At 61.8% G+C, this 24,811-nt stretch carries 23 protein-coding genes; 7 read left to right on the forward strand and 16 right to left on the reverse strand.

Features of this window, described 5'->3' with window-relative positions:
• Positions 1 to 30: 30 nt before the first annotated feature.
• From infB to rimP, 4 genes are all read right to left on the reverse strand, one after another.
• On the reverse strand, positions 31 to 2,937 hold the full coding sequence (gene infB / locus HMPREF1531_RS13435) for a translation initiation factor IF-2 (protein ID WP_016670157.1): 2,907 nt from the start codon (positions 2,935 to 2,937) through the stop codon (positions 31 to 33).
• 353 nt (positions 2,938 to 3,290) lie between these two features.
• Entirely contained in the window at positions 3,291 to 3,542 is a 252-nt protein-coding gene (locus HMPREF1531_RS11645; RefSeq protein ID WP_084669406.1) for a YlxR family protein, read from the reverse strand.
• The gene (gene nusA / locus HMPREF1531_RS11650; protein ID WP_016670158.1) at positions 3,539 to 4,519 is read right to left on the reverse strand and encodes a transcription termination factor NusA; all 981 of its coding nucleotides are present in this window, start codon (positions 4,517 to 4,519) and stop codon (positions 3,539 to 3,541) included. The genes HMPREF1531_RS11645 and nusA overlap by 4 nt, the downstream gene beginning before the upstream one ends.
• Entirely contained in the window at positions 4,519 to 5,010 is a 492-nt protein-coding gene (gene rimP, locus HMPREF1531_RS11655; RefSeq protein ID WP_016670159.1) for a ribosome maturation factor RimP, read from the reverse strand. The genes nusA and rimP overlap by 1 nt, the downstream gene beginning before the upstream one ends.
• Before the next feature lie 72 nt (positions 5,011 to 5,082).
• Between rimP and HMPREF1531_RS11660 the strand changes: the two genes are divergently transcribed.
• Positions 5,083 to 6,018, forward strand: coding sequence for a hypothetical protein (locus tag HMPREF1531_RS11660; protein WP_016670160.1), 936 nt, complete (start codon positions 5,083 to 5,085; stop codon positions 6,016 to 6,018).
• A 22-nt stretch (positions 6,019 to 6,040) separates the two neighbouring features.
• Complete coding sequence (locus HMPREF1531_RS11665) at positions 6,041 to 6,583, forward strand: DUF421 domain-containing protein (protein ID WP_016670161.1); 543 nt, start codon at positions 6,041 to 6,043, stop codon at positions 6,581 to 6,583.
• Between the two features lie 34 nt (positions 6,584 to 6,617).
• Here HMPREF1531_RS11665 and HMPREF1531_RS11670 read toward each other — a convergent pair whose 3' ends face one another.
• Positions 6,618 to 8,390, reverse strand: a complete 1,773-nt coding sequence (locus HMPREF1531_RS11670) for a proline--tRNA ligase (RefSeq protein WP_198011101.1) — start codon at positions 8,388 to 8,390, stop codon at positions 6,618 to 6,620.
• A gap of 115 nt (positions 8,391 to 8,505) precedes the next feature.
• Between HMPREF1531_RS11670 and HMPREF1531_RS11675 the strand changes: the two genes are divergently transcribed.
• Positions 8,506 to 10,176: an ABC transporter ATP-binding protein/permease gene (locus HMPREF1531_RS11675; RefSeq protein ID WP_016670163.1), complete on the forward strand. Its 1,671-nt coding sequence runs from the start codon at positions 8,506 to 8,508 to the stop codon at positions 10,174 to 10,176.
• Positions 10,173 to 11,888 (forward strand): amino acid ABC transporter ATP-binding/permease protein, encoded by a 1,716-nt coding sequence (locus tag HMPREF1531_RS11680; RefSeq protein WP_016670164.1) that lies wholly within the window; start codon positions 10,173 to 10,175, stop codon positions 11,886 to 11,888. The genes HMPREF1531_RS11675 and HMPREF1531_RS11680 overlap by 4 nt, the downstream gene beginning before the upstream one ends.
• Here the strand turns inward: HMPREF1531_RS11680 and HMPREF1531_RS11685 are convergent, their stop codons facing one another.
• The 4 genes from HMPREF1531_RS11685 to HMPREF1531_RS11700 form a co-directional block, all read right to left on the reverse strand.
• Positions 11,889 to 12,569: a TIGR00266 family protein gene (locus HMPREF1531_RS11685; RefSeq protein ID WP_016670165.1), complete on the reverse strand. Its 681-nt coding sequence runs from the start codon at positions 12,567 to 12,569 to the stop codon at positions 11,889 to 11,891.
• Positions 12,570 to 12,597: 28 nt separating this feature from the next.
• Positions 12,598 to 13,434, reverse strand: coding sequence for a GNAT family N-acetyltransferase (locus tag HMPREF1531_RS11690; protein ID WP_016670166.1), 837 nt, complete (start codon positions 13,432 to 13,434; stop codon positions 12,598 to 12,600).
• Positions 13,431 to 14,576: a flavodoxin-dependent (E)-4-hydroxy-3-methylbut-2-enyl-diphosphate synthase gene (gene ispG / locus HMPREF1531_RS11695; protein ID WP_016670167.1), complete on the reverse strand. Its 1,146-nt coding sequence runs from the start codon at positions 14,574 to 14,576 to the stop codon at positions 13,431 to 13,433. The genes HMPREF1531_RS11690 and ispG overlap by 4 nt, the downstream gene beginning before the upstream one ends.
• 94 nt (positions 14,577 to 14,670) lie before the next feature.
• Complete coding sequence (locus tag HMPREF1531_RS11700) at positions 14,671 to 15,132, reverse strand: hypothetical protein (protein WP_016670168.1); 462 nt, start codon at positions 15,130 to 15,132, stop codon at positions 14,671 to 14,673.
• 70 nt (positions 15,133 to 15,202) lie between these two features.
• Between HMPREF1531_RS11700 and HMPREF1531_RS11705 the strand changes: the two genes are divergently transcribed.
• Positions 15,203 to 16,354, forward strand: a complete 1,152-nt coding sequence (locus tag HMPREF1531_RS11705) for an LOG family protein (protein WP_016670169.1) — start codon at positions 15,203 to 15,205, stop codon at positions 16,352 to 16,354.
• A gap of 75 nt (positions 16,355 to 16,429) precedes the next feature.
• Here the strand turns inward: HMPREF1531_RS11705 and rlmN are convergent, their stop codons facing one another.
• The 6 genes from rlmN to rpsB all read right to left on the reverse strand — a co-directional run bounded on the left by rlmN (position 16,430) and on the right by rpsB (position 21,644).
• Positions 16,430 to 17,575, reverse strand: coding sequence for a 23S rRNA (adenine(2503)-C(2))-methyltransferase RlmN (gene rlmN, locus HMPREF1531_RS11710; protein ID WP_016670170.1), 1,146 nt, complete (start codon positions 17,573 to 17,575; stop codon positions 16,430 to 16,432).
• The gene (locus HMPREF1531_RS11715; RefSeq protein WP_198011102.1) at positions 17,572 to 18,468 is read right to left on the reverse strand and encodes a phosphatidate cytidylyltransferase; all 897 of its coding nucleotides are present in this window, start codon (positions 18,466 to 18,468) and stop codon (positions 17,572 to 17,574) included. The genes rlmN and HMPREF1531_RS11715 overlap by 4 nt, the downstream gene beginning before the upstream one ends.
• A gap of 61 nt (positions 18,469 to 18,529) precedes the next feature.
• Entirely contained in the window at positions 18,530 to 19,084 is a 555-nt protein-coding gene (gene frr / locus HMPREF1531_RS11720; RefSeq protein ID WP_198011106.1) for a ribosome recycling factor, read from the reverse strand.
• A 42-nt stretch (positions 19,085 to 19,126) separates the two neighbouring features.
• Positions 19,127 to 19,840: a UMP kinase gene (gene pyrH / locus HMPREF1531_RS11725; RefSeq protein ID WP_036899545.1), complete on the reverse strand. Its 714-nt coding sequence runs from the start codon at positions 19,838 to 19,840 to the stop codon at positions 19,127 to 19,129.
• A gap of 138 nt (positions 19,841 to 19,978) precedes the next feature.
• Positions 19,979 to 20,788: a translation elongation factor Ts gene (tsf, locus tag HMPREF1531_RS11730; protein WP_016670174.1), complete on the reverse strand. Its 810-nt coding sequence runs from the start codon at positions 20,786 to 20,788 to the stop codon at positions 19,979 to 19,981.
• 34 nt (positions 20,789 to 20,822) lie between these two features.
• Complete coding sequence (rpsB, locus tag HMPREF1531_RS11735) at positions 20,823 to 21,644, reverse strand: 30S ribosomal protein S2 (protein ID WP_016670175.1); 822 nt, start codon at positions 21,642 to 21,644, stop codon at positions 20,823 to 20,825.
• Between the two features lie 344 nt (positions 21,645 to 21,988).
• Between rpsB and HMPREF1531_RS13110 the strand changes: the two genes are divergently transcribed.
• Positions 21,989 to 22,903, forward strand: a complete 915-nt coding sequence (locus HMPREF1531_RS13110; protein ID WP_016670176.1) for a peptidoglycan DD-metalloendopeptidase family protein — start codon at positions 21,989 to 21,991, stop codon at positions 22,901 to 22,903.
• A 67-nt stretch (positions 22,904 to 22,970) separates the two neighbouring features.
• On the opposite strand, the gene HMPREF1531_RS11750 is transcribed toward HMPREF1531_RS13110, so the two are convergent.
• Positions 22,971 to 23,891 (reverse strand): tyrosine recombinase XerC, encoded by a 921-nt coding sequence (locus tag HMPREF1531_RS11750; RefSeq protein WP_016670177.1) that lies wholly within the window; start codon positions 23,889 to 23,891, stop codon positions 22,971 to 22,973.
• 147 nt (positions 23,892 to 24,038) lie between these two features.
• Between HMPREF1531_RS11750 and def the strand changes: the two genes are divergently transcribed.
• Entirely contained in the window at positions 24,039 to 24,617 is a 579-nt protein-coding gene (def, locus tag HMPREF1531_RS11755) for a peptide deformylase (RefSeq protein ID WP_016670178.1), read from the forward strand.
• Positions 24,618 to 24,811: the final 194 nt, after the last annotated feature.

Consider the following 24,811-nt stretch of genomic DNA (forward strand, 5'->3'; position numbering starts at 1 on the left):
GCAAGGCCCCGCCCACCGGTTATTCGGTCATCAGTCGCGCGGCTTCTCGACCATCTCATAGGTCTCAATCACGTCGCCGACCTGGATGTCATTGAAATTGGCGAGTGTCATACCGCACTCGTAACCTTCGCGAACATCGGTCACATCGTCCTTCTCACGCCGTAGCGAAGCAATCGAGGACTCATTGACGACCACGCCGTCGCGCACCAGGCGTGCCTTGGCGTTGCGCTTGATGTGCCCGTCGGTAACCAGACATCCAGCGATGTTGCCAAACTTGGAGGAGCGGAAGATCTCCCGGATCTCGGCAGAACCCTGACTCTTCTCCTCGTAGACCGGCTTGAGCATGCCCTTGAGGGCTGCCTCGATCTCGTCGATCGCATCGTAGATGACGGTGTAGTACCGGATGTCGACGTTCTCCTGATCGGCCAAGCGTGCAGCTTGCACGGTAGGGCGAACGTTGAAGCCGATGATCACCGCGTGCGGCATGGAAGCCGCTGCCAGCGAGACATTGGTCTCGGTGATGGCACCCACGCCACGGTCGATGACTCGCAGCGACACCTCATCGGATACCTCGACCTTTGACAGCGCGTCTTCCAAGGCCTCCACCGAACCTGCGCCATCGCCTTTGAGGATGAGGGTGAGTTCGGAAGCCTCGCCTTTCTCCAGCTGTTCGAACAGTTCCTCAAGTGTCTTCCGACGCGAAGACTGGGCCTGCAGCGCAGCGCGACGGTTCGCATCCCGCTTCGCGGCGATCTGACGGGCGACCCGGTCATCCTCGACGACCATGAAAGAGTCACCGGCCCCGGGCACCGATGTGAGACCCAGAACCTGGACGGGCATCGACGGCGGAGCTTCCTCCACCTGGTCACCCAGATCATTGATCATTGCCCGGACACGACCGTGGGCCGACCCTGCGACGATTGAGTCGCCTTTACGAAGCGTACCGCGCTGGATGAGCACGGTCGCCACCGGTCCACGACCTTGATCGAGATGGGCTTCGATGGCCACGCCCTGGGCATCCATCGTCGGGTTTGCCCGCAAATCCAGGGCCGCATCGGCGGTGAGCACGATCGCCTCCAGCAGCTGATCCAAGCCCTTTCCGGTGATGGCCGAGACATCAACGAACATGGTATCGCCGCCATACTCCTCGGGGATAAGCCCGAATTCCATCAGTTGACCACGAACCTTATTCGGGTCAGCACCCTCTTTATCGATCTTGTTGACCGCCGCGACGATTGGCACGTCGGCTGCCTTCGCGTGGTTGAGAGCTTCGATGGTCTGCGGCATCACGCCGTCATCGGCCGCCACTACGAGAACCGCGATGTCAGTTGATTTCGCACCACGGGCACGCATGGCAGTAAAAGCCTCATGGCCAGGGGTATCGATGAAAGTGATAGGCCGTTGCTGATCATCCACTGCAGTGGTGATCTGATAAGCGCCGATGGACTGGGTAATACCACCGGCCTCCTTGGCCTGCACATTGGTGTGGCGCAGGGCGTCCAACAGCTTGGTCTTGCCATGGTCGACGTGACCCATGATGGTGACCACCGGCGGACGATCCGCCAAATCCTCATCGCCACCGATGTCCTCACCGTACTCAAGGTCGAAGCTCTCTAGCAGTTCCCGGTCCTCGTCCTCCGGAGAGACGACTTGGATCTTGTAGTTGAGCTCGGCACCGAGGATCTCAAGAGTCTCATCTGGGACTGACTGAGTAGCAGTGATCATCTCGCCCATGTTGAACAGAACCTGCACCAGCTGGGCTGCATCGACGTTGATCTTCTCGGCCAGATCGGTCAGCGAGGATCCGCGACGCAGCCGGATAGCCTGCCCGTCGCCCTGACGGATGCGCACGCCGCCGATCGTCGGCGCCTGCATGTCGTCGAATTCCTGCCTGCGTTGCCTGCGTGACTTGCGCCCACGACGCCCGCCGCCTCCACTGCGTCCGAAGGCACCCTGGGTTCCGCCGCGGCCACCACGACCACCGCGCCCAGCCGGTGCACCCGCGCCGCCACCGGGATGGCCACCGGGGCTACCGCCAAACCCGCCACGACCACGATTACCGCCACTGGAACCACGGCTACGGCCCGCGGGTGCGGGATTGGCACCAAGATTAGGATTGGCATGCTTGGGCATCATCGCCGGGTTAGGACGGGGCATTCCACTGGTGCCACCGGGACGCGGCATCCCTGCGGGACGTGCACCACTGCGGTTTGCTTCACCGGAACGGGCTCCCTCACGTCCCTGCTGTTGACGCCCGGTACCGCCCCCCCGGCGTTGTTGCCCCATGCCCTGGGAAGACGCGAATGGATTGTTGCCTGGACGCGGGGCACCGGGACGACGAACACTGCCCGGAGTGGGGCGTGCTCCACCCGAAGAACGAGGCCCGGGAATAGGAGCCGAAGGACGCGGCCCCGGAGCCGGGGCACCCGGCCGCGGAGTCTGACCCTGGGTACTTCCCGGACGAGGCCCGGGAGTAGGAGCCGAAGGACGCGGCCCCGGAGCCGGGGCACCCGGCTTGTCAGAAGCGGGTTTCGTCACTAAGGGCTTCTCGGCGGCCTGGGCACGCGGAGCACTCGGCCGCGAAGCACCCGGTTTGGGTACAACAGGATTCGACTTCGGAGCTGCAGGACGCGGTGCCGGTCCAGGACGCGGGGTCGGTGTGGGACCGACCTGGACCCTGGAGGATTCGGTCTTCTCCTGCGACGGTGCCGCGGCAGACTTAGCAGCCGTCTTCGATGTCGGGGCCTTGTCGGCCGCCTTCTTGGGGGTGGACTCGCCTGCCCCCTTCAACTTCTCCTGCATGCGGCGCACAACGGGCGCCTCGATCGTCGAGGATGCCGAGCGAACAAATTCGCCCTCCTCCTTGAGGATCTTGAGCAGTTCCTTGCTTTCCAGCCCGAGCTCCTTCGCGAGCTCGTAGACACGGACCTTGGCCACTGATCTCCTTCAGGTCCAGGCCCGGGGCCGGGACCACTAGTTGTGCATGATGCTCATTGGCGCGTACTCATCGAGTGGTCATGAGCGTTTGCCCACCTTCTGTTGAGCGTGATCACGGCGATCCCCCATAACCGACCTGCGAGCTCACCGGGAGCCCGCCACGATGTAACGGCCGCACGGTATGCAGCCGACCCGGGACGGATTGAGGTTCTTCGGGATCCTCCCGAAGACACGCAGATGACACTTTATAGCTGATTCACGCCCAAGCCCAATTGGACACGTGAAACACTGCGAACAATCGGACCATTCCACTGCGGCCGGATTCTGCCTCGCATCCGAGCGGAAGAATCTGGTCAAGACCGGTCAAGACCTTCCATCTCAAGCCAATCGACCAAGCCACAGACTTCGACGCTGGTGCGTAAGGAACGGGAAAAACCAGCCCGGGCACCGATCAAGCACTGCGGGTCGGCATGCAACCAAGCTCCGCGACCGGGCAAGCGCCGAGCGGGATCGGGGGTGAGTACTCCATCGAGAAGCACAAATCTGTGCAATTCATCGATGTCAGCCACCTTCCGACACCCTACGCAGGTGCGCCGCGGCCTCACTGCGAAGCTGCGGTCTCGGCGTCGGAACGAATGTCGATGCGCCAACCAGTAAGCCGGGCCGCGAGCCTAGCATTTTGCCCCTCACGGCCGATGGCCAAGGACAGCTGGTAGTCGGGAACAACAACCCGGGCGGTGCGTGCGGAAGCATCGATCACGGTCACCGAAGACACCTTCGCCGGAGACAAGGCGTTAGCCACGAAGGCCGCGGGATCCTCGTCCCAGTCGACGATGTCGATTTTCTCCTCGTTCAGCTCGTGCATCACCGCACGTACCCGCTGACCCATAGGCCCGATGCAGGCACCTTTGGCGTTGATCTCCGGATTGCGGGAACGAACCGCGATCTTCGAGCGGTGGCCTGCCTCGCGGGCGATCTCCTTGATCTCCACTTGACCCTGCTCGATCTCCGGGACCTCCAGGGCGAACAGCTTCTTCACCAAATTCGGGTGAGTGCGTGAGACTACCACCTGCGGTCCGCGCAATTCGCGACGTACTTGAACGACATAGACACGTAGCCGCTTGCCGTGGGGATATTGTTCCCCCGGCACCTGTTCGGCCAGCGGGAGGATAGCCTCGGTGTCACCCAGATCCACGCGCACCGCTTGGGTGTTGCGATCTTGCCGGATGACCCCGGCGAGAATGTCCCCCTCCGATGCCAAGAACCGACCGTACTTTTGTTCATCCTCGTGTTCACGTAGTCGCTGCACGATCACTTGGCGAGCCGTCGAAGCTGCCACCCGGCCAAAATCGGAGGGGGTGTCGTCGGCATAGCCAATGATCTCACCCTCCTCGTTGCGTTCAGGGACCATCACGGCGACCCGTCCTGCCTTGGTGTCGATTTCGAGGCTGGCCCCGGAATGGGCCCCCTCTGTCTTGAGGTAGGCGTTGAGCAGGGCGTCTTGGAGAGCCTTGAGCAGGTAGTCGAAGGGGATGCCCTTCTCACGCTCAATGAGCCTCAGCGGTGAAAGATCGATCTCCATCACTCATCCCTTTCTTCGATGTCGTCGTCGATGTGGCGGTTCATCTCGACCTGGACGATCGCCTCGGCGATTTCGGTGAAATCCAGGACGACAGGGAGTTGGTTGACCTCGATAGTCACGGATGTCTCATCAGCCGATGAGACTCGACCTGTAGTGATCACGCCCTCGGTCGTGGTGATGCGCACCAATCGTCCAATGCGACGCGCGTAATGGGCTGGGCGCGACAGCGGGGTCGTCACGCCACGGGTACCGACTTCGAGAGTGTAGGGGCTCTCGCCCATGGCACCGGCATCGTCGAGGACCTTGGAGACTGCCCGAGTCGCCTGGGCCACTTGGTCCATGTCGGGACCCGCATGATTGGGGCCGTCTCCATCAATGGTCACCCTGACCACACGCCGTTTCCCGGCCTTCGTGATCTCCAAGCGATCCAACTCGAGATCCAAGGCTTTGAGGACTCCCGTCAACAGTTCTGCGATGTCGTCGTGCGTCATGTCAGATCCTCTTGTCGTGTCGAGTTGCCGTCGGCCGCCCCGGAGGAAGACCGATCCCCTAGTGTACTTCACGTGATCCGTCCGTCCCGCCGCGCGCTGCTGGTCGGCGCCTGTACCATGCTTGCTTCGACGGTCGTCAGTTGCGTGCCCGATCCCCGGATCCGACGCTATTCAGGGCAGCGCTCCACCGCGATCCCCGGCGAATTACCCGAACTGGTGAGCCGATTGCATCTCGTCGCGGCCAGATCCACCGTCGTGGACCATCCGTGGGCAAGTGAATTGGCCACCCTGTTCACCATCCATGCAACGGTGATCGCCCGCAGCAACCCCTTGGGTGGGGTTCAGGCAGATCCCACTCCGCGCCCCGGACTCGACCGCGTGGCGACACCAGATGAGGAGACCTCGGCCACCTGGGATCAAGTCGTCTCCGACTGTACCGAGATCGTTCCCCTTACCCGTTTCCTTGCCCGCGACGCGGGCACCAGCATGGGGCTGCTTTACGGTTCGACAGGGCTCGTGGCGCAGGTGGTGTCCGGCAACGACCTCACCGCGCTACCACCACCGGTGGTCGGCAACACGGTTCCCATCACGCTGAGTGGGGATCTGGCAACCGACAGTGCCGGGATTTTACTCGCCCGTCAGGACGAACTGATCTTCGTCCTCGAAGCCGTTCTTGGCCATCTAACCGATCCTGCCAGGCGGGACTTGGTGGCGGGCTGGCTCGGGCAGGCGCACAAGGACCGGGATGAGATGATCGTGGATCTCAGCACCACCGGGATCACCCTGTCGGCCAGTGCCCCGGATCAAGAACTGGCCTTCGATCCCTCCGCCGCCAGCACCCACGACCAACAGATCGGCGCCCGCGAAGCAGCGATTATGGCTGCTTGGCTACGTTTCCATGCCGCGAACCCCAGTCTGCTGCCGGAGCATCATCATCTGGCAGGAGTCCACGCCGTACGTGCCATGGAACGTGGGATTCCGCTGACCACTTGGCCCGGTTGGGTGTGAACCGGTGGAACAGAGACGAACAATGGATTTTTTGGCTGAGCTCTGGAACCAAGTGGGCATCACCCTCCCCCAGCTCGTCGCTACCGGCATCGCATCGGTGGTTTGTTACTTGGTGCTAACGGCTGTTCTGCGCACGGTTGGCCAGCGTTTGTATGCGAATCGGTCCGGAACTGGGCTAGCCGTGGTCCTGGTGCTCGGCGCGGTCACCGGAAGGGCAATGCTTGGGCCACGCCCCACGCTGATGGTGGGGCTGGCCGCGCTGGGATCGCTGGTGGTGATGGAGCGGTTCTTCGGCACTGCAAGACGCTCTGGACTCATTGGCCACCGACGAGCGGTGGTCCTGTTCGCCCAGGGATCACTCGTGCACGATCAGATGCACCGCTACCACGTCACCGAAAGCATGTTGAGGCAGCGGCTGCGCACCGCTGGGGTCGGTTCCTTGGACGATATCCGGGGCATCGTGCTGGAGACCGACGGAACCATGTCGGTCATCCAACAGGGCAAGGAATTCGATCCACGGCTGCTCACCGGTGTCCGTGGCGCGGAACTACTCCTCGACGACTGACTTTTCTTCCCACCCGAGGGGATACCCGGGGTTATCAGCCGCGGCCGATCTCGGTGAGTATTTCACTCACTGCGATGTTCGCTGCCACCCGGCGCGCTCGTCCGGAGGCCCGGTCCCGTATCTCAATCTCACCATCGGCGAGGGCCCGTCCGACGACAACGCAGGTCGGCATGCCGAGCAGCTCGCTATCAGTGAACTTCACCCCGGGGGTGGCCTTACGGTCATCCAGCAATACCCGGACACCCCTGGCATCCAGATCAGCCGCGAGTTTCTCCGCGGTCCCGGCCAGTTCCTCCCCCTTGCCCGCGATAATGATCATTACATCGAAGGGCGCGAGCGCGCGTGGCCAGCACAGGCCCTTGTCGTCGCAGTTCTCCTCTGCGATCACGGCCACGGCACGGGAGACGCCGATGCCGTAGGAGCCCATCATGACGATGTTGAGTTTCCCATCGTCGTCAAGCACCTTCAGCCCCAAAGCTTCGGCGTATTTGGTTCCGAGCTGGAAAATATGGCCCATCTCAATGCCACGAGCCAGCCGCAGCGGCCCCGACCCATCGGGGGCCATGTCCCCTTCGCGGATCTCGGCGACATCGATGTGCCCATCAGGGGTGAAATCGCGGCCCATTGTCAACCAGGCCACATGCTTGTCATATTCGTCGGCACCGGTCAGCCAACTGGTACCGTTCACCACATCCGGATCGACCAAGTAGCGCACCGCATTGGCCGGGGTCTCGACTCCCTCATGCAACGAACCAATGCCCAGTGCACCCGGACCGATGTATCCCTTGACCAATTGCGGGTGGGCAGCAAAGTCATCCTCGGTGAAGGCCTCGGCCACCGCCGGGGCAACAGCCACCTCTAGACGCTTCTCGTCGACCTGTCGATCGCCGGGCAAGCCAATGGCCAACGCCTCGGTCCGACCGTCGGGATGGGTTAGCTTAAACACGACATTCTTCAGGGTGTCGCTGGCCCGCCACCCACGGTCGGAACGGGGGAACAGCTGGTTTGCCTGGTCGACCAAGGTCTCGATGGTGGCAGCTCCGGGGGTGGGATGAAACACTGGCAACGGCACTCTGGAAGCATCGACCTCCGGAGCCAGCGGCCGGTTGACCGCCTCGACATTTGCCTCATAACCGCCGGGCGAACGAACGAAGGTGTCTTCACCGTTGTCGGAGACGGCCAGGAATTCCTCAGACGCCGACCCACCCATGGCCCCGGCATTCGCCTGGACGATGACGTAGTCGATACCCAGACGGTCGAAGATCCGGATGTAGGCCTCCCTGTGAGCGAGATAAGATGCATCGAGACCCGCCTTGTCGAGATCGAAGGAATAGGAATCCTTCATGACAAATTCGCGACCGCGAAGCAGCCCAGCCCGAGGCCTGACCTCGTCACGGTATTTGGTTTGGATCTGGTAGAGGGACAATGGCAGGTCCTTGTAGGATTTCACCTGATCCTTCACCACCAAGGTGAATATCTCCTCATGGGTAGGCCCGAGTAACATATCGGCGCCCTTGCGGTCAACCAGACGGAAGAGGTTGTCGCCGTATTCGCTCCACCGGTTGGTAGTTTCGTAGGGCTCACGGGGAAGCAACGCGGGAAGCAGCACCTCCTGGGCGCCGATCGCATTCATTTCCTCGCGGATGATGGCCGATACCTTGTGGAACACGGCCAAACCAAGAGGCAACCATGAGTAGACGCCCGGAGCAGCACGACGGATGTAGCCTGCTCGTACCAGCCAGCGATGGCTGGGCAACTCGGCATCGGCGGGATCCTCGCGCAGAGTATGCACGAACAGCTTGCTCATTCGGGTGATCATGTGGTTCTCCTCGCAAAGGCGTGCCCGTCCAAGGGTAGCCGATCAAACCTACTGCGCTCAGCACGGAGAAGCACGGACAAAAAGAATTAGGAAGGACGGCTCAATGATTCCCGGCAGGCATCGCGAACGACGACCCGAGCAACGGGCCGCGACGCGAGTCGTGCAGGTCCAAGTTACCGCCCGGTTGCTGACGACCTTCGGACTTGCTGTCACCATGGTGGGCCTCGGACGGCTCATCACGGCCACGATCACCCAACAGCAGGTGACACAGCCAGTGGCGATGTCACTAACAGGAGTTGGGTTGGCTATGGTCACCACTTGGTTCTCCTCCTGGGTAACCGGACGAGCAGTGGCAAACCATCAGGCGAGCATCCGTCAACTTGCCCTGATCAAGCTTTTCGATCTGGGACCTGTCGGCTCGCTTGATGACGAGCCGGACGGGTCGGGAGCGATGGTTTCGCTGCTGACCGATGGCATCGAGCGGTTGTCTAAGTGGGAACAGGGTTTCCGGGGTCCGATGCTGGGGGCGATGGTTTCACCGATTGTGGTCCTTGGAGTCCTCGCCGTTGCCATTGATCCGCTCTCGGCACTGGTACTCGCCTGCTGTGTCCCCTTCATCCCTTTAACGGTCGGTGGTTTCCAGCGTGCCTTCCGCAAGGTTTCTGGTGAGTCCCGCCGCGCCAAGGCCCACCTCGCATCCCGCTTCATGGAGGCCATCCAAGGTCTGGTCACGCTCACCGTACTGGGGGCCACCGCCGTCATGGGCCAACGTCTGGCCGAGGCCGGTGAGCGCAACCGCCGACACACGATGTCGCTGCTGGCCCGCAACCAGCTTGTCCTACTGGTAGCCGATCTAGCTTTCTCCTTGTTCATGGTCAGTGCCAGCGGCGCGATCGCCTGGTGGCGGTTGTTGACCGGGCAGATCGATGCCGGCGGGGCTCTGGGCATCGTGTTGCTTGGCGTACTGTTGTGTGCGCCGATGGAAATGATCGGCGGATTCTTCTACATCGGCATGTCCGGACGTGCTGCTTCCCGTCGAATCGATGCACTGCTGGATATCCCCAGTACCTCGGGTACCACCGCCATCGGAGAATCCACCGGGTTGGCAGATCAGAGCATGATCGCGATCCGCGGCCTCAACTTCGCATATCCCGGACGTTCCCCGGTGCTCATCGATCTTGACCTCGATGTGCCCCGGGGACACCGAATCACGATTCTCGGAGCTTCAGGTTCCGGCAAGTCAACCTTGTTATCCCTTCTGGCTGGCGACTTGGTGCCGGACGACGCGTCGCTGAAAATCAACGGAGTGCTCTTGGCCCCCAAAACCCGGGACCTGATTCGATCAACCAGCGCCCTGGTCAACCAGCACACCTGGTTGTTTCGGACCTGTTTAGCAGAGAATCTGCGGGTCGGCGCCCCAAAGGCTGATGACCGGGAACTGTGGGATGCATTGGATGCAGTCGGATTGGCCGACTGGGCCCGTCGGCTCCCCGCCGGTCTAGACACCCAGGTCGGAGAACAAGGGGTTGCAGTCTCCGGGGGCCAGGCCCAACGACTCTCGCTGGCCCGGGCCATCGTCTCGGGTCGGCAATTGCTGTTGCTAGACGAACCGACCTCTCAGGTGGATCTGGAATCGGAGCGGGTGATCATGGAAGCCATCAACTCCCTGACCGATCGAACCATCGTCATGACCACCCATCGGGCAACCGCCATCCGCCCGGCCGACCGGCTGCTAACCATGGTCGACGGCCACCTTGAGGAGACCCATCAATGAAAGACCCCGTCGTCACCTGGTTACTGCGTGTGTCTCGGCCAGTGTTGCGCCCGTTGGGTGCTGCCGTCCTTTTCCGGCACCTCGACCAGATCTGTGCGGTTGCCCTGTTGTCAATCTGCGCCGCGGCGGTGACGGGGATCGCCGCTCGCTTCGCGGGCGCAACGGTCTCCCATCTGCTGGTTACCAGCATGACCGAGTTGGTGGTGGTTCTGGTCATCCTTTCGGCAGCCAAGGGGCTGTTTCGTTACTTGGAACAGTTCTGCGGGCATCTCGTCGCCTTCAAGGCCCTGGAACTATTACGCATTGAGCTCTACCAGACCCTGGTGCCGCAGGCGACAGTCATCCGGCGTCAACGGGGTTCGGGCGATGTCCTGGTCCGAGCCACCAAGGACATCGACCGGATCGAAGTGTTCTTTGCCCATACCTTCCCGCCAGCGACCACGGCGGTAACCATTCCGATCGCTGGTGTCGGGGCTATCGCTGCGGCGGGCGACTGGAGGATCGCCGCATTCGTCGCCATGATGCTACTTCTCAGCGGGATGTTGATTCCCCGCATCGGCGGTAGACGGCAACGCATCACCGCGGAGCAGATTGCCCGGGTCCGCGGCCGCTTGGCCCAGCACGTCACAGATTCGGTGCAGGGAATAACGGAGGTGACCGGCTACGGGCACGTCCCCGACAGGCTCGCCGCCATGGAGCACATCGACGAACAAATCATCTCCCTCAGCACCTCCGGTGTCGCAGCATGGCGGGACTCACTGAGGCTCGGAATCCAGCAACTGACGCTCATCATGACGGCATGGTTGGGGACCACCAGTCATCTCGATCCGGTTCTTGTGGCTGTGATCACGGCAATTTCCTGGCGATGCTTCGATGCGACGGCGCCGCTGGTCGGCTTTGCCGACGAATTGCCCACGACGATGGCCGCTGCTGCACGAGTTCACGCCTTGGCGACGGCCCCGGCCCATCCGCCCGCTGTCGCTGACCCGCTGCCTCTGCCGCTGGGCGCCTTATCGGTGCATTGGCAACAACTGAGCCACACCCATTCCAGCCGCACCGTGACCCGGGAACCAGCACTGGTCGATGTGGACATCGAAATTCCCGGGGGTGAGCACGCATGTCTGGTCGGGACATCGGGCTCCGGTAAATCAACCCTGCTGGAGCTGGCCTTGCGGTTCGACGACCCGAGTAACGGCCAGGTCATTGTCGGTGGGGTTGACCTGCGCAGGACAAACCCAGCAGATCTGCACACCCGAGCACAACTGGTCTCCCAATCCAGTTTCCTGTTCAATACCGGCATCCGCGACAACCTCACCCTGGGGCTCGGTTATGTGCCAGATTCCCGGTTGTGGGAGGTCCTCGAAATCGCGAGCATCGCTGATGAGGTCCGAGAGCTGCCCCACGGCCTGGACACCCGGATCGGAGAACACGCGACCACGTTGTCGGGTGGTCAGCGCCAGCGGATCGCCTTGGCCAGAGCCCTATTACATTCCCCCGACCTGCTGCTGCTCGACGAATTCACGGCCCACCTGGATCCAGATCTCGCAGACCGGGTGCGAAACAATCTGCGGTGCGCACTTCCGGACACGACCATCATTGAAGCCACACATACCATGCGAGGGCTGGCCGATGCCGACCGGGTTATCGTGTTGGAACGTGGTCACGTACGCCCTGATCTGGTCGAAGACTTCTTGCGCCGCGCCGAACAGTGATCACTCCGAGGGAACCTGCTCACGCACGTATGCATCAAAAGCGGCCGGATTGCGGGACTGAAGGTAGACCCGTCCCGGGCCTAAGAAATCGAAAACATACCCCTCACCGGATTTAAGTGAGTTCCACAAACCACTCGCCGAAGCTTTCCGCAGTTGGAACCTCATGCCGAGGTCATAGGCGACCACATGACCAGAATCGATCACCACCTGCTCCCCAGGAGCGAGATCACACACGTCCAGGGCACCATAGACCGAGAGGAGCACTTCTCCCTGTCCCCAGGCACGCAGCCCAAAACCTCCCTCGCCACCAAGCAAATTGGCGATCCCGCCCCAGTGGGTGTCCGTGACAACCCCGTGGGAATTCCCAAGCCAAGCACCCCGGGTGAGGAAGAAGGCACGGTCCGGGCTGATCGGGAGGGACAGCACGTCCCCGGGCAGCACGCTGGTCAGATCCACCCAACCACCTTGAGGCGGGGCGGTCATCGTCGTGGTGAATGTGGAAGCTCCTGCGAAAATTTCACGTGACAGGCCGCTCAACAGCCCACCTTCGGCGCGAGCATCAATGCTCATGCCCGGACTATGGGCCATCATCGCTCCTGACAGGATGTGCACCGGCTCGGTGGGGGCCAGCAGCACCCGTGCGACGGCGAAGGATGGGTTGTGCCTGATGTGGACTTGCATGCCCCCAGTGTGCGGCACCAAGGAAGGTTCAGTACAAGATGGTGGCGAATTCCCCCACCTGCCGGAATCCCAGGGCCGTGTAAAGGGCGCGCGCCGGGGCGTTGAAATCGTTGACGTACAGGGAGACAATCGGATGCATCCGGCGGGCGATGCGCACCGCTTGGGACATGGCTGCCTCCGACAGGCCACGCCCCCGCAGTTGCGGGTGCAGCCACACTCCCTGGATCTGGCAGTGGCTGCCACAGGCGGCCCCAACATCGGATTTAAACCACACCCGGTTGCCATGCACTGCACCCATCGCCCTCCCGGTATGGATCAGATTGCGCACGTAGTGCCGGTAGGTACTGCCAATGCCCATCGGGGAGATTCCGACCTCCTCGGTGTACATGGCAACGGCGGCGTCCAGATAGGGACCGTAGTTCTGTTCGGTGATGGTGTGCACCCGCGGGTCCCCGGGAACCACCGGGTCCTCATCAATGACCAGGAGCGGCTGGTGAGCGCGGATCTCACGGACCTGTCCCCAAGCTCGTCCCCAGTGCTCCACCAGACTCGCGTGCAACCCCATTACCTGGGTGGCATCCCCCATGATGGAGGCAGTTGCCCGGCGGGATCCGATGATCCTGGCGAAAGTATCCAAATCGCCGGGGCCGATATTGATCGGTACCAGGTTCGCTCCCGCGTGGCAGGCACTAATCAGCTTGCCCTCATCGAAGCGTCCGTAGATCGCGCAGCCCAGTACCGCGGGATCCAGACCCACATTGCGGATGCGTGAGGCAACGAACAGGTTGCGGACCGGATCAGTGGCGAGCAGCGCATCCAGTTCCGGGACGTCGCGGTTGCCGAGAACCCTAATGGTTTCGGTCAACTGATGACCACATCGGGGGTGCCGGAGGAAGTGAAGGAATCGGCGATTTTGTTCGCCTCGGTGATAAGGGTCTCCACGATCTGGTTTTCCGGCACCGTGGCGATGACCTCGCCCTTCACGAAGATCTGACCGCGCCCGTTACCTGAAGCCACCCCGAGATCCGCCTCGCGAGCCTCACCAGGGCCATTCACCACACACCCCATCACCGCGACCCGGATCGGTACCGCGAAATGTTTCAGTGCTTCGTTGACATCGGCGGCCAAGGTGTAAACGTCGACCTGAGCCCGGCCACAAGAGGGGCAGGAGACAATCTCAAACTGGCGCGGACGCAAGTTGAGTGACTCGAGAATCTTGATGCCAACCTTGACCTCTTCCACCGGCGGTGCAGACAGGGAAACCCGGATGGTGTCTCCGATCCCCTCGGCGAGCAAGGCGCCGAAAGCCACCGAGGATTTGATGGTTCCCTGGAAGGCGGGCCCGGCCTCGGTGACTCCCAAGTGCAATGGATAGTCACATGCCGAGGAAAGCCTGCGATAAGCCTCCACCATGATCACCGGATCGTGATGCTTGACCGAGATCACGAAATCGTGGAAATCAACTTCCTCGAAGAGCTTCGCCTCGTTGAGAGCCGATTGCACCAAGGCCCCAGCCGGGTCCGATTTGTACATGACCATGAGTCGCTTGTCCAAGGATCCAGCGTTGATCCCGATGCGCAGCCCGGTACCATTCTGGCGCGCAGCGATGGCGATGTCAGCGATCTTGTCGTCGAAGGCCTTGATGTTACCCGGGTTGACCCGGACCCCAGCGCATCCTGCATCAATAGCTGCAAAGACATAGCGGGGCTGGAAGTGAATATCTGCAACGACGGGGATCTTCGATTTCGCAGCGATCGCAGGAAGAGCATCCGCGTCATCCTGGGAGGGAACCGCGACTCGCACGATGTCGCAACCAGCAGCGGTGAGTTCCGCGATCTGTTGCAGAGTGGCATTGATGTCCGAGGTGAGTGTGGTGGTCATCGACTGCACCGAGACCGGCGCATCACCACCAACCCAGCGGTCGCCGACCCGGACCTTTCGGGTGACCCTGCGCGTGGCTAGTACTCGCGGGCTCTCCACGGCCGGGGTTCCCAGATTGATGCTCATCGACTTCACTTCCTCAGATCAATTGCATGTCCAGACTAGCCGGGTCGACGGCTGTACACCCAGAACTGTGACCAGCCTCAGCAAACCCGATAGCTCAGGCCACTAGGTCCACACCGGGGTCACCGGTTGCCAAGATCAATCCGTCGATCTCCAGGGGCTGCCAAGCGACGATACGGCCGACACCGGTCCAGTTGAGCCGACTGGGATCACTGATGAGTTTCGCATCGCAAATGATCACGACGTCACAGCCGATGTCCACGACACCCTGGACGGCATCGCTGCCGGTACGGACCTCGACCTCGGGAAGTTCCCAATCAAGGATGCCTGCATCAGTGGCCATCTCCCGATGCCGGGAGCGATAGAGAAGCTCCGCGTACTCGTCAGTGATCCCCAAGCGCAGCGGAGTGAAATCCATGACGAGTTCAGCGAGCCGATCGGGGTCTGCGCCGTCATCGACCAGCCCATCAATCATGAAATCACCACGGTGGGCGCCAATGTGGGCAAGGATCTCGACGCCCCGGATGGAGCGAGGACCGATGACGATGACACTGATCACCCGCTCAGTCTTGCACCAATGCCGGAACCCGCCAACCGGTAGGGTTGGTTCAACCCCGACGAGGAGAACGATGAACACCAGCCACATGCCCACCTTGGAGATCGAGTCCTTGGAGCAGTGGGACATCCACGTCAGCGGCGTCGGGGCAATCACTGGTTGGGTGGTGCAGTCCGTGGACCTCACCGAACGCTCCGCCGACCTGACCCGGCTCGATCCGCACGCGGCGATTTTCCTGGGCTGTCGATTCGCCGATGGCGTTATCGAGGACCTCCAGGAGCGGGGAGCCCTGATCTTCCCTACCCTGCCCGATCTTCCCTTCGACCCCTACCGGGCGCGACTGTGGTCGGCCACCGGCCTGTACGGAGAGCTGAGCACTGGTGCTGTCTACGCCAATACCACCGATGCCCAGATCTACGCCTGGTATACCTCCCGCCCTAAGCCCACCCCGCTGGAGGACACCCTGGCGATGAGCCTGCATGACCACGCCATCACCGATGCACTGCTGGAGTACTTGGCCGATATCGCTCCCGGCGACACAGTGGGGATCATGGGCGGTCATGCCCTGCAACGCGACTCCGACGGTTATCTCGGCGCTGCCCGGCTGGCTTCCCGGTTGTCCCGGGCCGGGTGCACAATCCTCACCGGGGGTGGGCCAGGAGCCATGGAGGCAGCCAATCTCGGCGCCCACCTCGCGGGACAACCAGCGGTCCTACGCCAGGCCATCAACCATTTAATGACCTTCCCTGATTTCATCGCCGACCCGACGATGTGGGTGGCCTCCGCCCTGGAAGTGCTCGCATCTACCCATCCCACGGGACGCTCAGTAGGCATCCCGACGTGGTTCTATGGCCACGAACCGACCAATGTCTTCGCATCGGTGATCGCCAAGTATTTCTCCAACGCCCTGCGTGAAGACATCCTGTTGGCCCAGTGCCGTGGCGGCATCGTCTACCTTCCCGGAGCCGCAGGTACCGTCCAGGAAGTCTTCCAAGCCGCCACCGCCAATTACTACGCTGCCGATCCCTCGGGGGTGGTGCCCATGGTCTTCGTCGGCGTCGAGTACTGGACCGAGACACTGCCGGTGTGGCCGCTCATCTCCCTGCTGGGGCGCGAGCGCACCCTGGGCGAACGGATCAAACTAGTCGGCGAAGTCGACGAGGCCGCCGATCATCTACTCGAGCTGCGGACCGACCGCGGCATCGACGTGACCCGCTCGTCCTAACCACGATCACTGTCCGGTTGAATGCCATCCATAACTGAGAAACCACACCGTGGGATGCATGACGCATCAACGCCCTCAGACAAACTCGGCTTCTGCACTATCTAGGTTCGCAGCCAACTGCCCACAGGCACCGTCGATGTCCGAGCCGCGGGTATCGCGTACCGTCACTGGAACCCCGGCGCATTCAAGGTGGGCGACAAATGCTTTCTCGTCCTCGCGTCGTGAGGCAGTCCACCTGGATCCCGGCGTGGGGTTGAGCGGAATCAGGTTCACGTGGAACCAGCCGAAGTCACCACGGGATTTTAGGCGTTTGGCCAGCAGATCCGCCCGCCATGATTGGTCGTTGATATCCTTGATCAGGATGTATTCGATGGACACCCTGCGACGGGTCACCCGGGCATGGTTCCATGCCGCGTCGAGCACAGCGTCGACATTGAAATGCTTGTTCAACGGCACGATTTCATCACGCAGTTCGTCGTCGGGTGCGTGTAGTGAAACGGCAAGGGTCACTGGAAGCCCCTCGGTGGCCAGTTGCTCCATCCGTGGAACCATGCCGACGGTAGACACAGTGATGCCGCGTGCCGAGATTCCCAGCCCGTCGGGAACCGGGGCGTGAATAGTTCGGATCGCGTTAACCACCGCCCGGTAGTTGGCCATCGGCTCGCCCATACCCATGAAGACGACGTTGTTGATCCGACCTGGCCCCCCGGGTAACTCGCCTGCCCCCAGTCGTCGGGCCGCATCGTGCACCTGCCATATGATCTCTGCAGTGGTCAGATTACGTTGCAGCCCACCTTGACCTGTGGCACAGAACGGGCAGGCCATCCCGCACCCTGCCTCGGAGGAGATGCAGATCGTGGTGCGTCCCGGATAGCGCATGAGAACCGATTCGATGAGGGCTCCATCAAAGGCCCGCCATCCCGTCTTGACGGTCATACCCTCATCCGCAATGAGGTCCCTGAGGTTAGTCAGCAGGGTCGGGAACCACTTCTCAGCAACTTGGTCCCGGACCTCTCGTGGCAGATCGGTCCAACTCGACGGGTCATTCGACGAACGAGCGAACCAATTGGTGGAAATCTGCCTTGCCCGGAACTTGGGCAGGCCGGCCCCGACGACTGCCTCGACACGCTCATCGACCCCCATGTCCATCCAGTGTCCGGGGGGCTTGGGACGCCTGGGATTGAATTTTCCGGTGAAGTCGATCGGTTCCGTCACGATCATCCAACCAACAACAACATCGACAACCAAGCAAGCGGGGCGGCAATCAGCAGGGAATCCAGCCGGTCCATCGCTCCCCCGTGCCCGGGGATCACCCGGCCCATGTCCTTGATACCTGCCTGACGCTTGAGCATCGACTCGATCAAGTCACCGACGGTCGCCGCAATAGATAGCAGCACGCCGATGATGATCCCGGCCCACCAGCTGGCACCAATCATCAGCGGGGCGATGATGGCACCCACCAGACCGGTGATGGCGACAGCTCCCAGGGTTCCCTCCCAAGTCTTACTCGGGGAGATGTGGGGCACCATCCTGCGGCGCCCCGCCAAGGAACCTACCGCATAGGCGGCAGTGTCGGAGCCGGGCACCAGCAGGAAGTAGAGGATCAACCGTAAATGGCCCTCGGGTTGAACCAACAACAGCATCAGCGTGGATAACAGCATCGGCAAATAACCAATGATGAACAGTGAGGCCGATGCGTCGCGCATGAATCCTTCCACCGGCCCCCGCAGCCTCACGACGAGACATGCGATGACCATCAAGGTGAGCGCGGCGAGCACCGTCCCGAATCCGGCAGTCATTCCCCATCGCAAAGCAACGATGTAGCCGATGGCTAGGGTCAGCGGCGAACCGATAGCAATCGGCGTGAAAGCGGCATGCATCCGGCGCCTGCTAAAGGCTCGGGTCAGTTCAAATCCACCGGCCAGGGCACAGGCGATCAGGAAGGCGATGAACCCCCAGTGCCATAGCAGCAGGGACCCTAGGATCCACGCGTACAAGATGATGGCCGAGGCGATCGCCACCGGCAGATTCCTGCCGGTGGTGCGTCGCCTTGGTTCGGCGGGAACACTGACCACCATTGCCTCCGGTAGGGTGGACGCGGGACGGGCTGGCATCCCTCTGGCTGGACCTCCGGTGGGTTCCCCGCGTCTGGCGGGCCCCCGTTCGTCCGACATCTCAGACCGCCATCAGCTCGGCCTCTTTGGCCTTCAGTAACTTGTCGATCTCCTCGGTGGCCTTCTTGGTCTCATCATCGAGGCGCCTCTCGGCCTTCTTGGCCTCGTCCTCGCCGACCTCCTTGTCCTTCTCAGCCTTCTTGATCTGGTCGATGGCGTTGCGTCGCACACCGCGGATGGAAATCTTGGCATCTTCGGCCTTAGCCTTGACGATCTTGATGTACTCTTTGCGGCGCTCCTCAGTGAGCTCGGGCAACACAACGCGGATGGACTTCCCGTCGGAGGCCGGATTCACTCCTAAATCGGAATCCCGGATGGCCTTCTCGATGGCATTTAGCGCAGATGCATCGAAGGGGTTGATCAACATTACGCGTGGCTCCGGCGACTGGAAGGTAGCCAGTTGCTGCAGCGGCGTGGGAATGCCGTAGTATTCGGCCTGGATCTTGTCGAACATGGCGGGAGTGGCGCGCCCGGTGCGCACCGTGGCGAAGTCCGAACGAGCGAAGTCGATGGCACTGCTCATCTTCTTCACTGCTTGGTTGAGAATATCGTCGATCACGTGTTTGCCTTCCGGAATAGTGATGGTGATTCTGGCTGGTCAGGGGTGGACCCAAGTGCCGATGCGCTCGCCGGCCACTGCCCGACCAATGTTCGACTCATCGTCGAGACCGAAGAAGAGCATGTCCAGGTGGTTGTCACGAGCCAGGGAGATGGCCGTGGCATCTGCGACCTTGAGCCCAGCGGTGAGGAATTCATCGTAGGTGAGCTCCTCGAAACGTTTCGCATCCGGGTTCGTCTTGGGATCGGAATCGTAGACCGCATCCACGCCATTCTTGCCCATCAACAGGATCTCAGCCGCGATCTCCAAGGCCCGCTGCGCTGCGACCGTGTCGGTGGAAAAATAAGGCATCCCCGAGCCTGCACCAAAGATGACCACGCGCCCCTTTTCCAAATGGCGTTCGGCACGGCGCGGGATGTAAGGCTCGGCGACCTGCCCCATCGTGATAGCCGACTGCACCCGGGTGGGTGCTCCTTCCTTTTCCAGGAAGTCTTGCAGGGCCAGCGAGTTCATTACGGTTCCCAGCATGCCGATGTAGTCGGCACGATCTCGGTCCATGCCACCACGTTGCAGTTCGGCCCCACGAAAGTAGTTGCCGCCACCGACGACGACAGCCACTTGGGTGCCATTGGCGATTAGGCTGGCGATCTGTTTGGCGACCGATCGCACGACAAGAGGATCGACGCCGAGCCGTCCCCCACCGAAGGCCTCCCCGGAGAGCTTGAGCAGTACACGCTTGTAGGGTTCGGTCATCGACAAACCTCCGAGGCTCGAAGTGGTTGGCGACCACTCTAGCGACGTACGAGCCTCCAAGACCATTTGGTACCTCCTTACGCCCGGGCAAGAGGAAGGGGCGGTCCTGCAGGACCGCCCCTCACCAAATGCCAGTAATCAGGCGCCGACAACGAAACGCACGAAGCGTTTGATGGTCACACCCGCATCCGCGGCAAGCTTGCCAACGGTCTTCTTGTCGTCGGAGATCGACTGCTGTTCGAGCAGGACGGTCTCTTTGTAGAAGCCATTCACGCGGCCCTCGACGATCCTCGGGATGATCTTCTCGGGCTTGCCCTCCTCAAGGGCGGTCTCCTCGGCAATCCGCTGCTCGCGCCCGACAACCTCGGCCGGAACATCTTCACGAGAAACGTAATCGGGACGCATTGAGGCGATCTGCAGGGCGACACCGTGGACGAACTCGGCGTTGTCGCCCTCGTACTCGACCAGGACACCAACCTGCGGAGGCAGATCCTGGGCACGACGGTGCAGGTAGGTGTGGACGTTGCCGTCGAAACGGGCGACGTTCGCCAGCACCAGCTTCTCGCCGATCTTGGCCTCAAGGGCCGCCACGGCGTCGGCGATGGTGGTGTCACCCAACGGCAGAGCCAGGGCGGAATCGGCATCGGAGACCTTCGCGTCCTCCACGGCGGTAACGATCGCATCGGCTAGGTCGACGAACTCCTGGTTCTTGGCGACGAAATCGGTCTCGGAGGAGAACTGGATCAACGACGAGCCCTTGGCTGCGACCAGACCATTGTTCGCCGAGCGGTCCGAACGCTTGGCGGCCTTGGCTGCACCCGACACACGGAGCAACTCGACGGCGCGCTCAAAGTCGCCCTCGGCCTCGGTGAGAGCCTTCTTTGCGTCCATCATGCCGGCGCCAGTCATGTCGCGCAGTTTTTTCACATCAGCGGCGGTGATAGCCATTGCTGTTTCCTGTCTTGTGGGAAGTGGTGTCGGGTCAGTTGGTCTCGCTGGAGGAGGAATCGACATCCTCAATGGCCTCGGCTTGCTCAGAAGCTCCGAGGAGTTCGCGCTCCCAGTCTGGCATGGGCTCGGCGGCCGGCTGATCCGGGGAAGTGACGCCACCGGTGGAGCGGGCAACCAGACCGTCGGCGACGGCGTCGGCGATGATACGGGTCAGCAGGGACACCGAACGGATGGCGTCGTCATTACCTGGTATTGGGTGATCGACCTCGTCGGGATCGCAGTTGGTGTCCAAAATGGCGACGACCGGGATGTGCAACTTGCGGGCCTCGTCAATGGCCAAATGTTCCTTCTTGGTGTCGACTACCCACACAGCCTGGGGAAGCCCAACCATGTCACGGATGCCACCGAGGGACTTCTCCAACTTGTCCTTCTCGCGGCGCAGACCGAGCAGTTCCTTTTTAGTGAGCCCCCCCGGAACGACGTTCTCCAAGTCCATCGACTCAAGTTCCTTGAGACGAGCGGTGCGCTTGGAGATGGTCTGATGGTTAGTCAGCATGCCGCCCAACCAACGCTGGTTCACGTAGGGCATACCGACCCGAGTGGCTTGCTCGGCAATAGACTCCTGGGCCTGCTTCTTGGTACCGACGAACAGTATCTGCCCGCCACGGGCAACCAAGGAAGAGACGTAGGCATAAGCGCGATCAATGTAGGTCAGCGACTTGCGGACGTCGATGATGTAGATGCCGTTTCGCTCGTTGAAAATGAAACGCTTCATCTTCGGGTTCCAACGACGAGTCTGGTGTCCGAAGTGGACACCGCTCTCCAAGAGCTGGCGCGTGGTCACGACGGCCATGGTGGTCCTTTCCTACCGGACTTCCGAGCATTCGTGCCCGGGGAATCCGGCCATTCGGGTGGGCATCAGCCCACGTGGTTCGACGAATCCCAGGCTCTCCCGGGTTTCCCTGATGCATCAGAACCAAGCGCCGACATGTGTGGTGACACATGTGCGGACCGTGCCCAGTTCCCCGGATGTGACATCCGAAAATATGCATGCGACGTCAACTCGCCGAAACGAGCTGCCCGGTCATCATATGCCCCGGCTGACGATCCGGCAATCCGGTGCAGTCCGAGCTCATGGTTGTGCACAGACCCTCGGTGATCTGAACATCCGGGAACCTCGACGACGATCCTCAGGGCATGAGAAAACTGCTGCTCATCATCGTGCTGGCAGGCCTGCTGTGCACATCTGACATTTCCGAGGCTCACGGTAATCCCGCATCGCCGGGACGGGTGATTCCTGTTGCGGGCAAGATACTGCGTCGTTTCCAGATGGGCGAGTCCGACTGGTCCCCCGGTCATCGGGGAGTGGATCTCGCCGGTATCGAAGGGCAGCAGGTGGTCTCCCCCGAATCTGGGGTGGTCTCATGGGTCGGACGGATCAACGGGGTGCCGATGATGTCGATCCAGCACCCCGACGGCACGCGTTCTACCTTCCAGCCGGTCACCACCTCACTCGCCACCGGTGCGGTAGTCTTCGCCGGCCAACCGGTAGCCATTCTCGTCACCGGCCACTGCGACGGTAGTGATGTCTGCCTTCACTGGGGAGTCCGCCGCGGGGAAACCTATCTGGACCCCCTCGTCTGGCTGGGTGGGGACACACCCCGGGTACGTTTGCTGAGCGCCGACGCCACTCCACGCGTCACCCCGCCGTTTGGTGGCACCGGCATCATGCCGACCGGTGATCTCCCGGTGCCGGGCCCGATCACCTCAGGATTCGGGCCACGGACCAATCCGATCAGTGGCCGTCAGGAGTTCCACGACGGTGTCGACATCGGGGCGAACTGCGGTACCCCGGTAGCCACCTTGTGGGCTGGGATTGTGCGACGGGCGACCACGGTGGGCGGTTTCGGGTTGCGGGTGGAGGTGGACCACGGCAATGGTCTATCCACGTCCTATTCCCACTTAGAACGAATCGATGTGTCAGGTGGGCAGCAACTCACTGCGGGCAGCATCGTAGGTGCAGTCGGCACGACCGGATACTCAACCGGCTGCCATCTGCACTACTCAATGGTGCGCAACGACATCACCGTCGATCCCCTGGGGGTGCACTGAATACCGTCATGTTGCAAGGCAGCAAGCCCAGGACCCCGGCTATGGATTAACCCGGTGGATCGGATGGTCAAGCACGAGGATGGGCCTGGTCGAAGACCTGACGCAGCCGCTGGGAAGTGACGTGGGTATAGATCTGAGTGGTTGCCAGGGATGCATGTCCAAGCATTTCCTGGACGCTACGCAGATCCGCACCGCCCTCCAGCAGATGGGTCGCCATTGCATGCCGCAACCCATGAGGCCCGGTATCTGGAGCATCGGGTATCGCGCGCATCGCCTCGTGCACCACCCGACGCACCACCCGCGGATCGATTCGTGCTCCCCGGCGCCCGAGAAACAGTGCGGCCCCGGAACTGGGAGTCACCCACTCCCCTCGTCGGGTACACCAGGCATCGACTGCGTCGAGAGCTGGGGCACCCACCGGGACCGCGCGTTGTTTGTTGCCCTTGCCCACAACGCTCACCAAGTTTCGTTCCCGATCCAGATCGCCCAAGTTGAGCCCGCACAACTCCGACACACGCAATCCGGAGCTATAGAGCAGCTCGAGGATTGCCACATTACGTGCCCCTGCGGGAGTCTCGTCGATGCTCGCCGCGTCGAGAACTGCGACCATTAGTTCGGCGGTGTCGTTGCGGGTGAGGGTGCGCGGGAGTCTGCGCGGTATTTTCGGTGATTTGAGCCCCGCTGCCGGGTCGATCGTCACGAGTTGGTTACGTCGGGCCCAGTCAAAAAAGGTCCTGATCGCCGATGCTCGGCGTTGCATCGAGGTGGAGGCCGAACCGTTGCGTCGTTGGGCAGCAAGCCAGGTCCGCAGATCAACGAGGGCGATCCGGTCAATGCGAGTGATGCCCCGGGCAACCATCGCCTGAAGCATGGCGATCAGATCGCTGCGATAGGCCCGAACGGTGTGGGCCGATCTATCCCGTTCCAAGCTGAGGTGTCGGCAGAACTCGTCGATCACCTGGGTCGCCCATACGGGCAATTCTTCCATCTCATCGTCCTGCACCACTCCATTGTGCCGCCACCACCACCCAAGTTCCCACGTACCCCGAGCAGACCTCGGGTTATGGCGGCACAGGGGTGGATATAGATTTAGGCCACCAACACATCGCGTGTCGGCGAGGAAGGATGGTGGAACATGGCGACCCCGCAAGAGTGGGCGGCCAAAGGGCGGATTCTACGGATCACCCGGTGGGACGAACCCGTGATGCATACCCCCACCCGACCCGTCACCGATTTCGGTCCGGAATTGCATCAGCTGGTGGCTGACATGTTCGCGACAATGATCGCCGCCGACGGGGTCGGGCTGGCCGGACCCCAGGTCGATGCTGACCTGGCGGTATTCACCTTCTGCTGCCCCGACGGTAACGACCGGATCCGCCACGGAGTGATGTGCAATCCGATGGTCACCCTGCCGGAGGGCCGGGATCGTCATCTAGATGCCACCGAGGAAGGATGCCTGTCGTGGCCGGGGTCCTATCAACCGCTAGCCCGCCCGGACAAGGCGGTGTGCGAAGGGGTTGATGAGAACGGCAATCCGGTACGCATCGAGGCCACCGGGTTATTGGCCCGCTGTGTGCAACACGAGACCGACCACCTCAACGGCACTGTTTTCGGCGACAGGCTGTCCAAACGTTCACGCAAGTTGCTCGACGAACAGAAACAAGCGCATGCCCACCTCTACCCCGACGACTGGCCGATTACCCCGAAAGGCTGAGCCCATCCACTCCATAGGATCGATCCTCCGGGTTCCTTGCCCGCACCACAGCCCCGCAACCGATACAATGCTGCGATCGGTGCCGGGTGGAGAAGTTCACGATACTTCTGGAACGTTGGCTCAGCTCGCGCACCCACAAGGCGTGCGGTCCTGTTCAGTCATCCCGGGCAACGGTGATGCGCCAGATGATAGCC

It is taken from the genome of Propionibacterium sp. oral taxon 192 str. F0372 (assembly GCF_000413315.1).
Classification (GTDB): Bacteria; Actinomycetota; Actinomycetes; order Propionibacteriales; family Propionibacteriaceae; genus Brooklawnia.

Coding starts and splice junctions, on each gene's coding strand:
- nusA (WP_016670158.1), bottom strand. CDS start 4,519: ATGGAGATCGATCTTTCACCGCTGAGGCTCATTGAGCGTGAGAAGGGC.
- rimP (WP_016670159.1), bottom strand. CDS start 5,010: ATGACGCACGACGACATCGCAGAACTGTTGACGGGAGTCCTCAAAGCC.
- HMPREF1531_RS11665 (WP_016670161.1), top strand. CDS start 6,041: ATGGATTTTTTGGCTGAGCTCTGGAACCAAGTGGGCATCACCCTCCCC.
- HMPREF1531_RS11670 (WP_198011101.1), bottom strand. CDS start 8,390: ATGAGCAAGCTGTTCGTGCATACTCTGCGCGAGGATCCCGCCGATGCC.
- HMPREF1531_RS11675 (WP_016670163.1), top strand. CDS start 8,506: ATGATTCCCGGCAGGCATCGCGAACGACGACCCGAGCAACGGGCCGCG.
- HMPREF1531_RS11680 (WP_016670164.1), top strand. CDS start 10,173: ATGAAAGACCCCGTCGTCACCTGGTTACTGCGTGTGTCTCGGCCAGTG.
- HMPREF1531_RS11685 (WP_016670165.1), bottom strand. CDS start 12,569: ATGCAAGTCCACATCAGGCACAACCCATCCTTCGCCGTCGCACGGGTG.
- ispG (WP_016670167.1), bottom strand. CDS start 14,576: ATGAGCATCAATCTGGGAACCCCGGCCGTGGAGAGCCCGCGAGTACTA.
- HMPREF1531_RS11705 (WP_016670169.1), top strand. CDS start 15,203: ATGAACACCAGCCACATGCCCACCTTGGAGATCGAGTCCTTGGAGCAG.
- rlmN (WP_016670170.1), bottom strand. CDS start 17,575: ATGATCGTGACGGAACCGATCGACTTCACCGGAAAATTCAATCCCAGG.
- HMPREF1531_RS11715 (WP_198011102.1), bottom strand. CDS start 18,468: ATGCCAGCCCGTCCCGCGTCCACCCTACCGGAGGCAATGGTGGTCAGT.
- pyrH (WP_036899545.1), bottom strand. CDS start 19,840: ATGACCGAACCCTACAAGCGTGTACTGCTCAAGCTCTCCGGGGAGGCC.
- tsf (WP_016670174.1), bottom strand. CDS start 20,788: ATGGCTATCACCGCCGCTGATGTGAAAAAACTGCGCGACATGACTGGC.
- rpsB (WP_016670175.1), bottom strand. CDS start 21,644: ATGGCCGTCGTGACCACGCGCCAGCTCTTGGAGAGCGGTGTCCACTTC.
- HMPREF1531_RS13110 (WP_016670176.1), top strand. CDS start 21,989: ATGAGAAAACTGCTGCTCATCATCGTGCTGGCAGGCCTGCTGTGCACA.
- HMPREF1531_RS11750 (WP_016670177.1), bottom strand. CDS start 23,891: ATGGAAGAATTGCCCGTATGGGCGACCCAGGTGATCGACGAGTTCTGC.
- def (WP_016670178.1), top strand. CDS start 24,039: ATGGCGACCCCGCAAGAGTGGGCGGCCAAAGGGCGGATTCTACGGATC.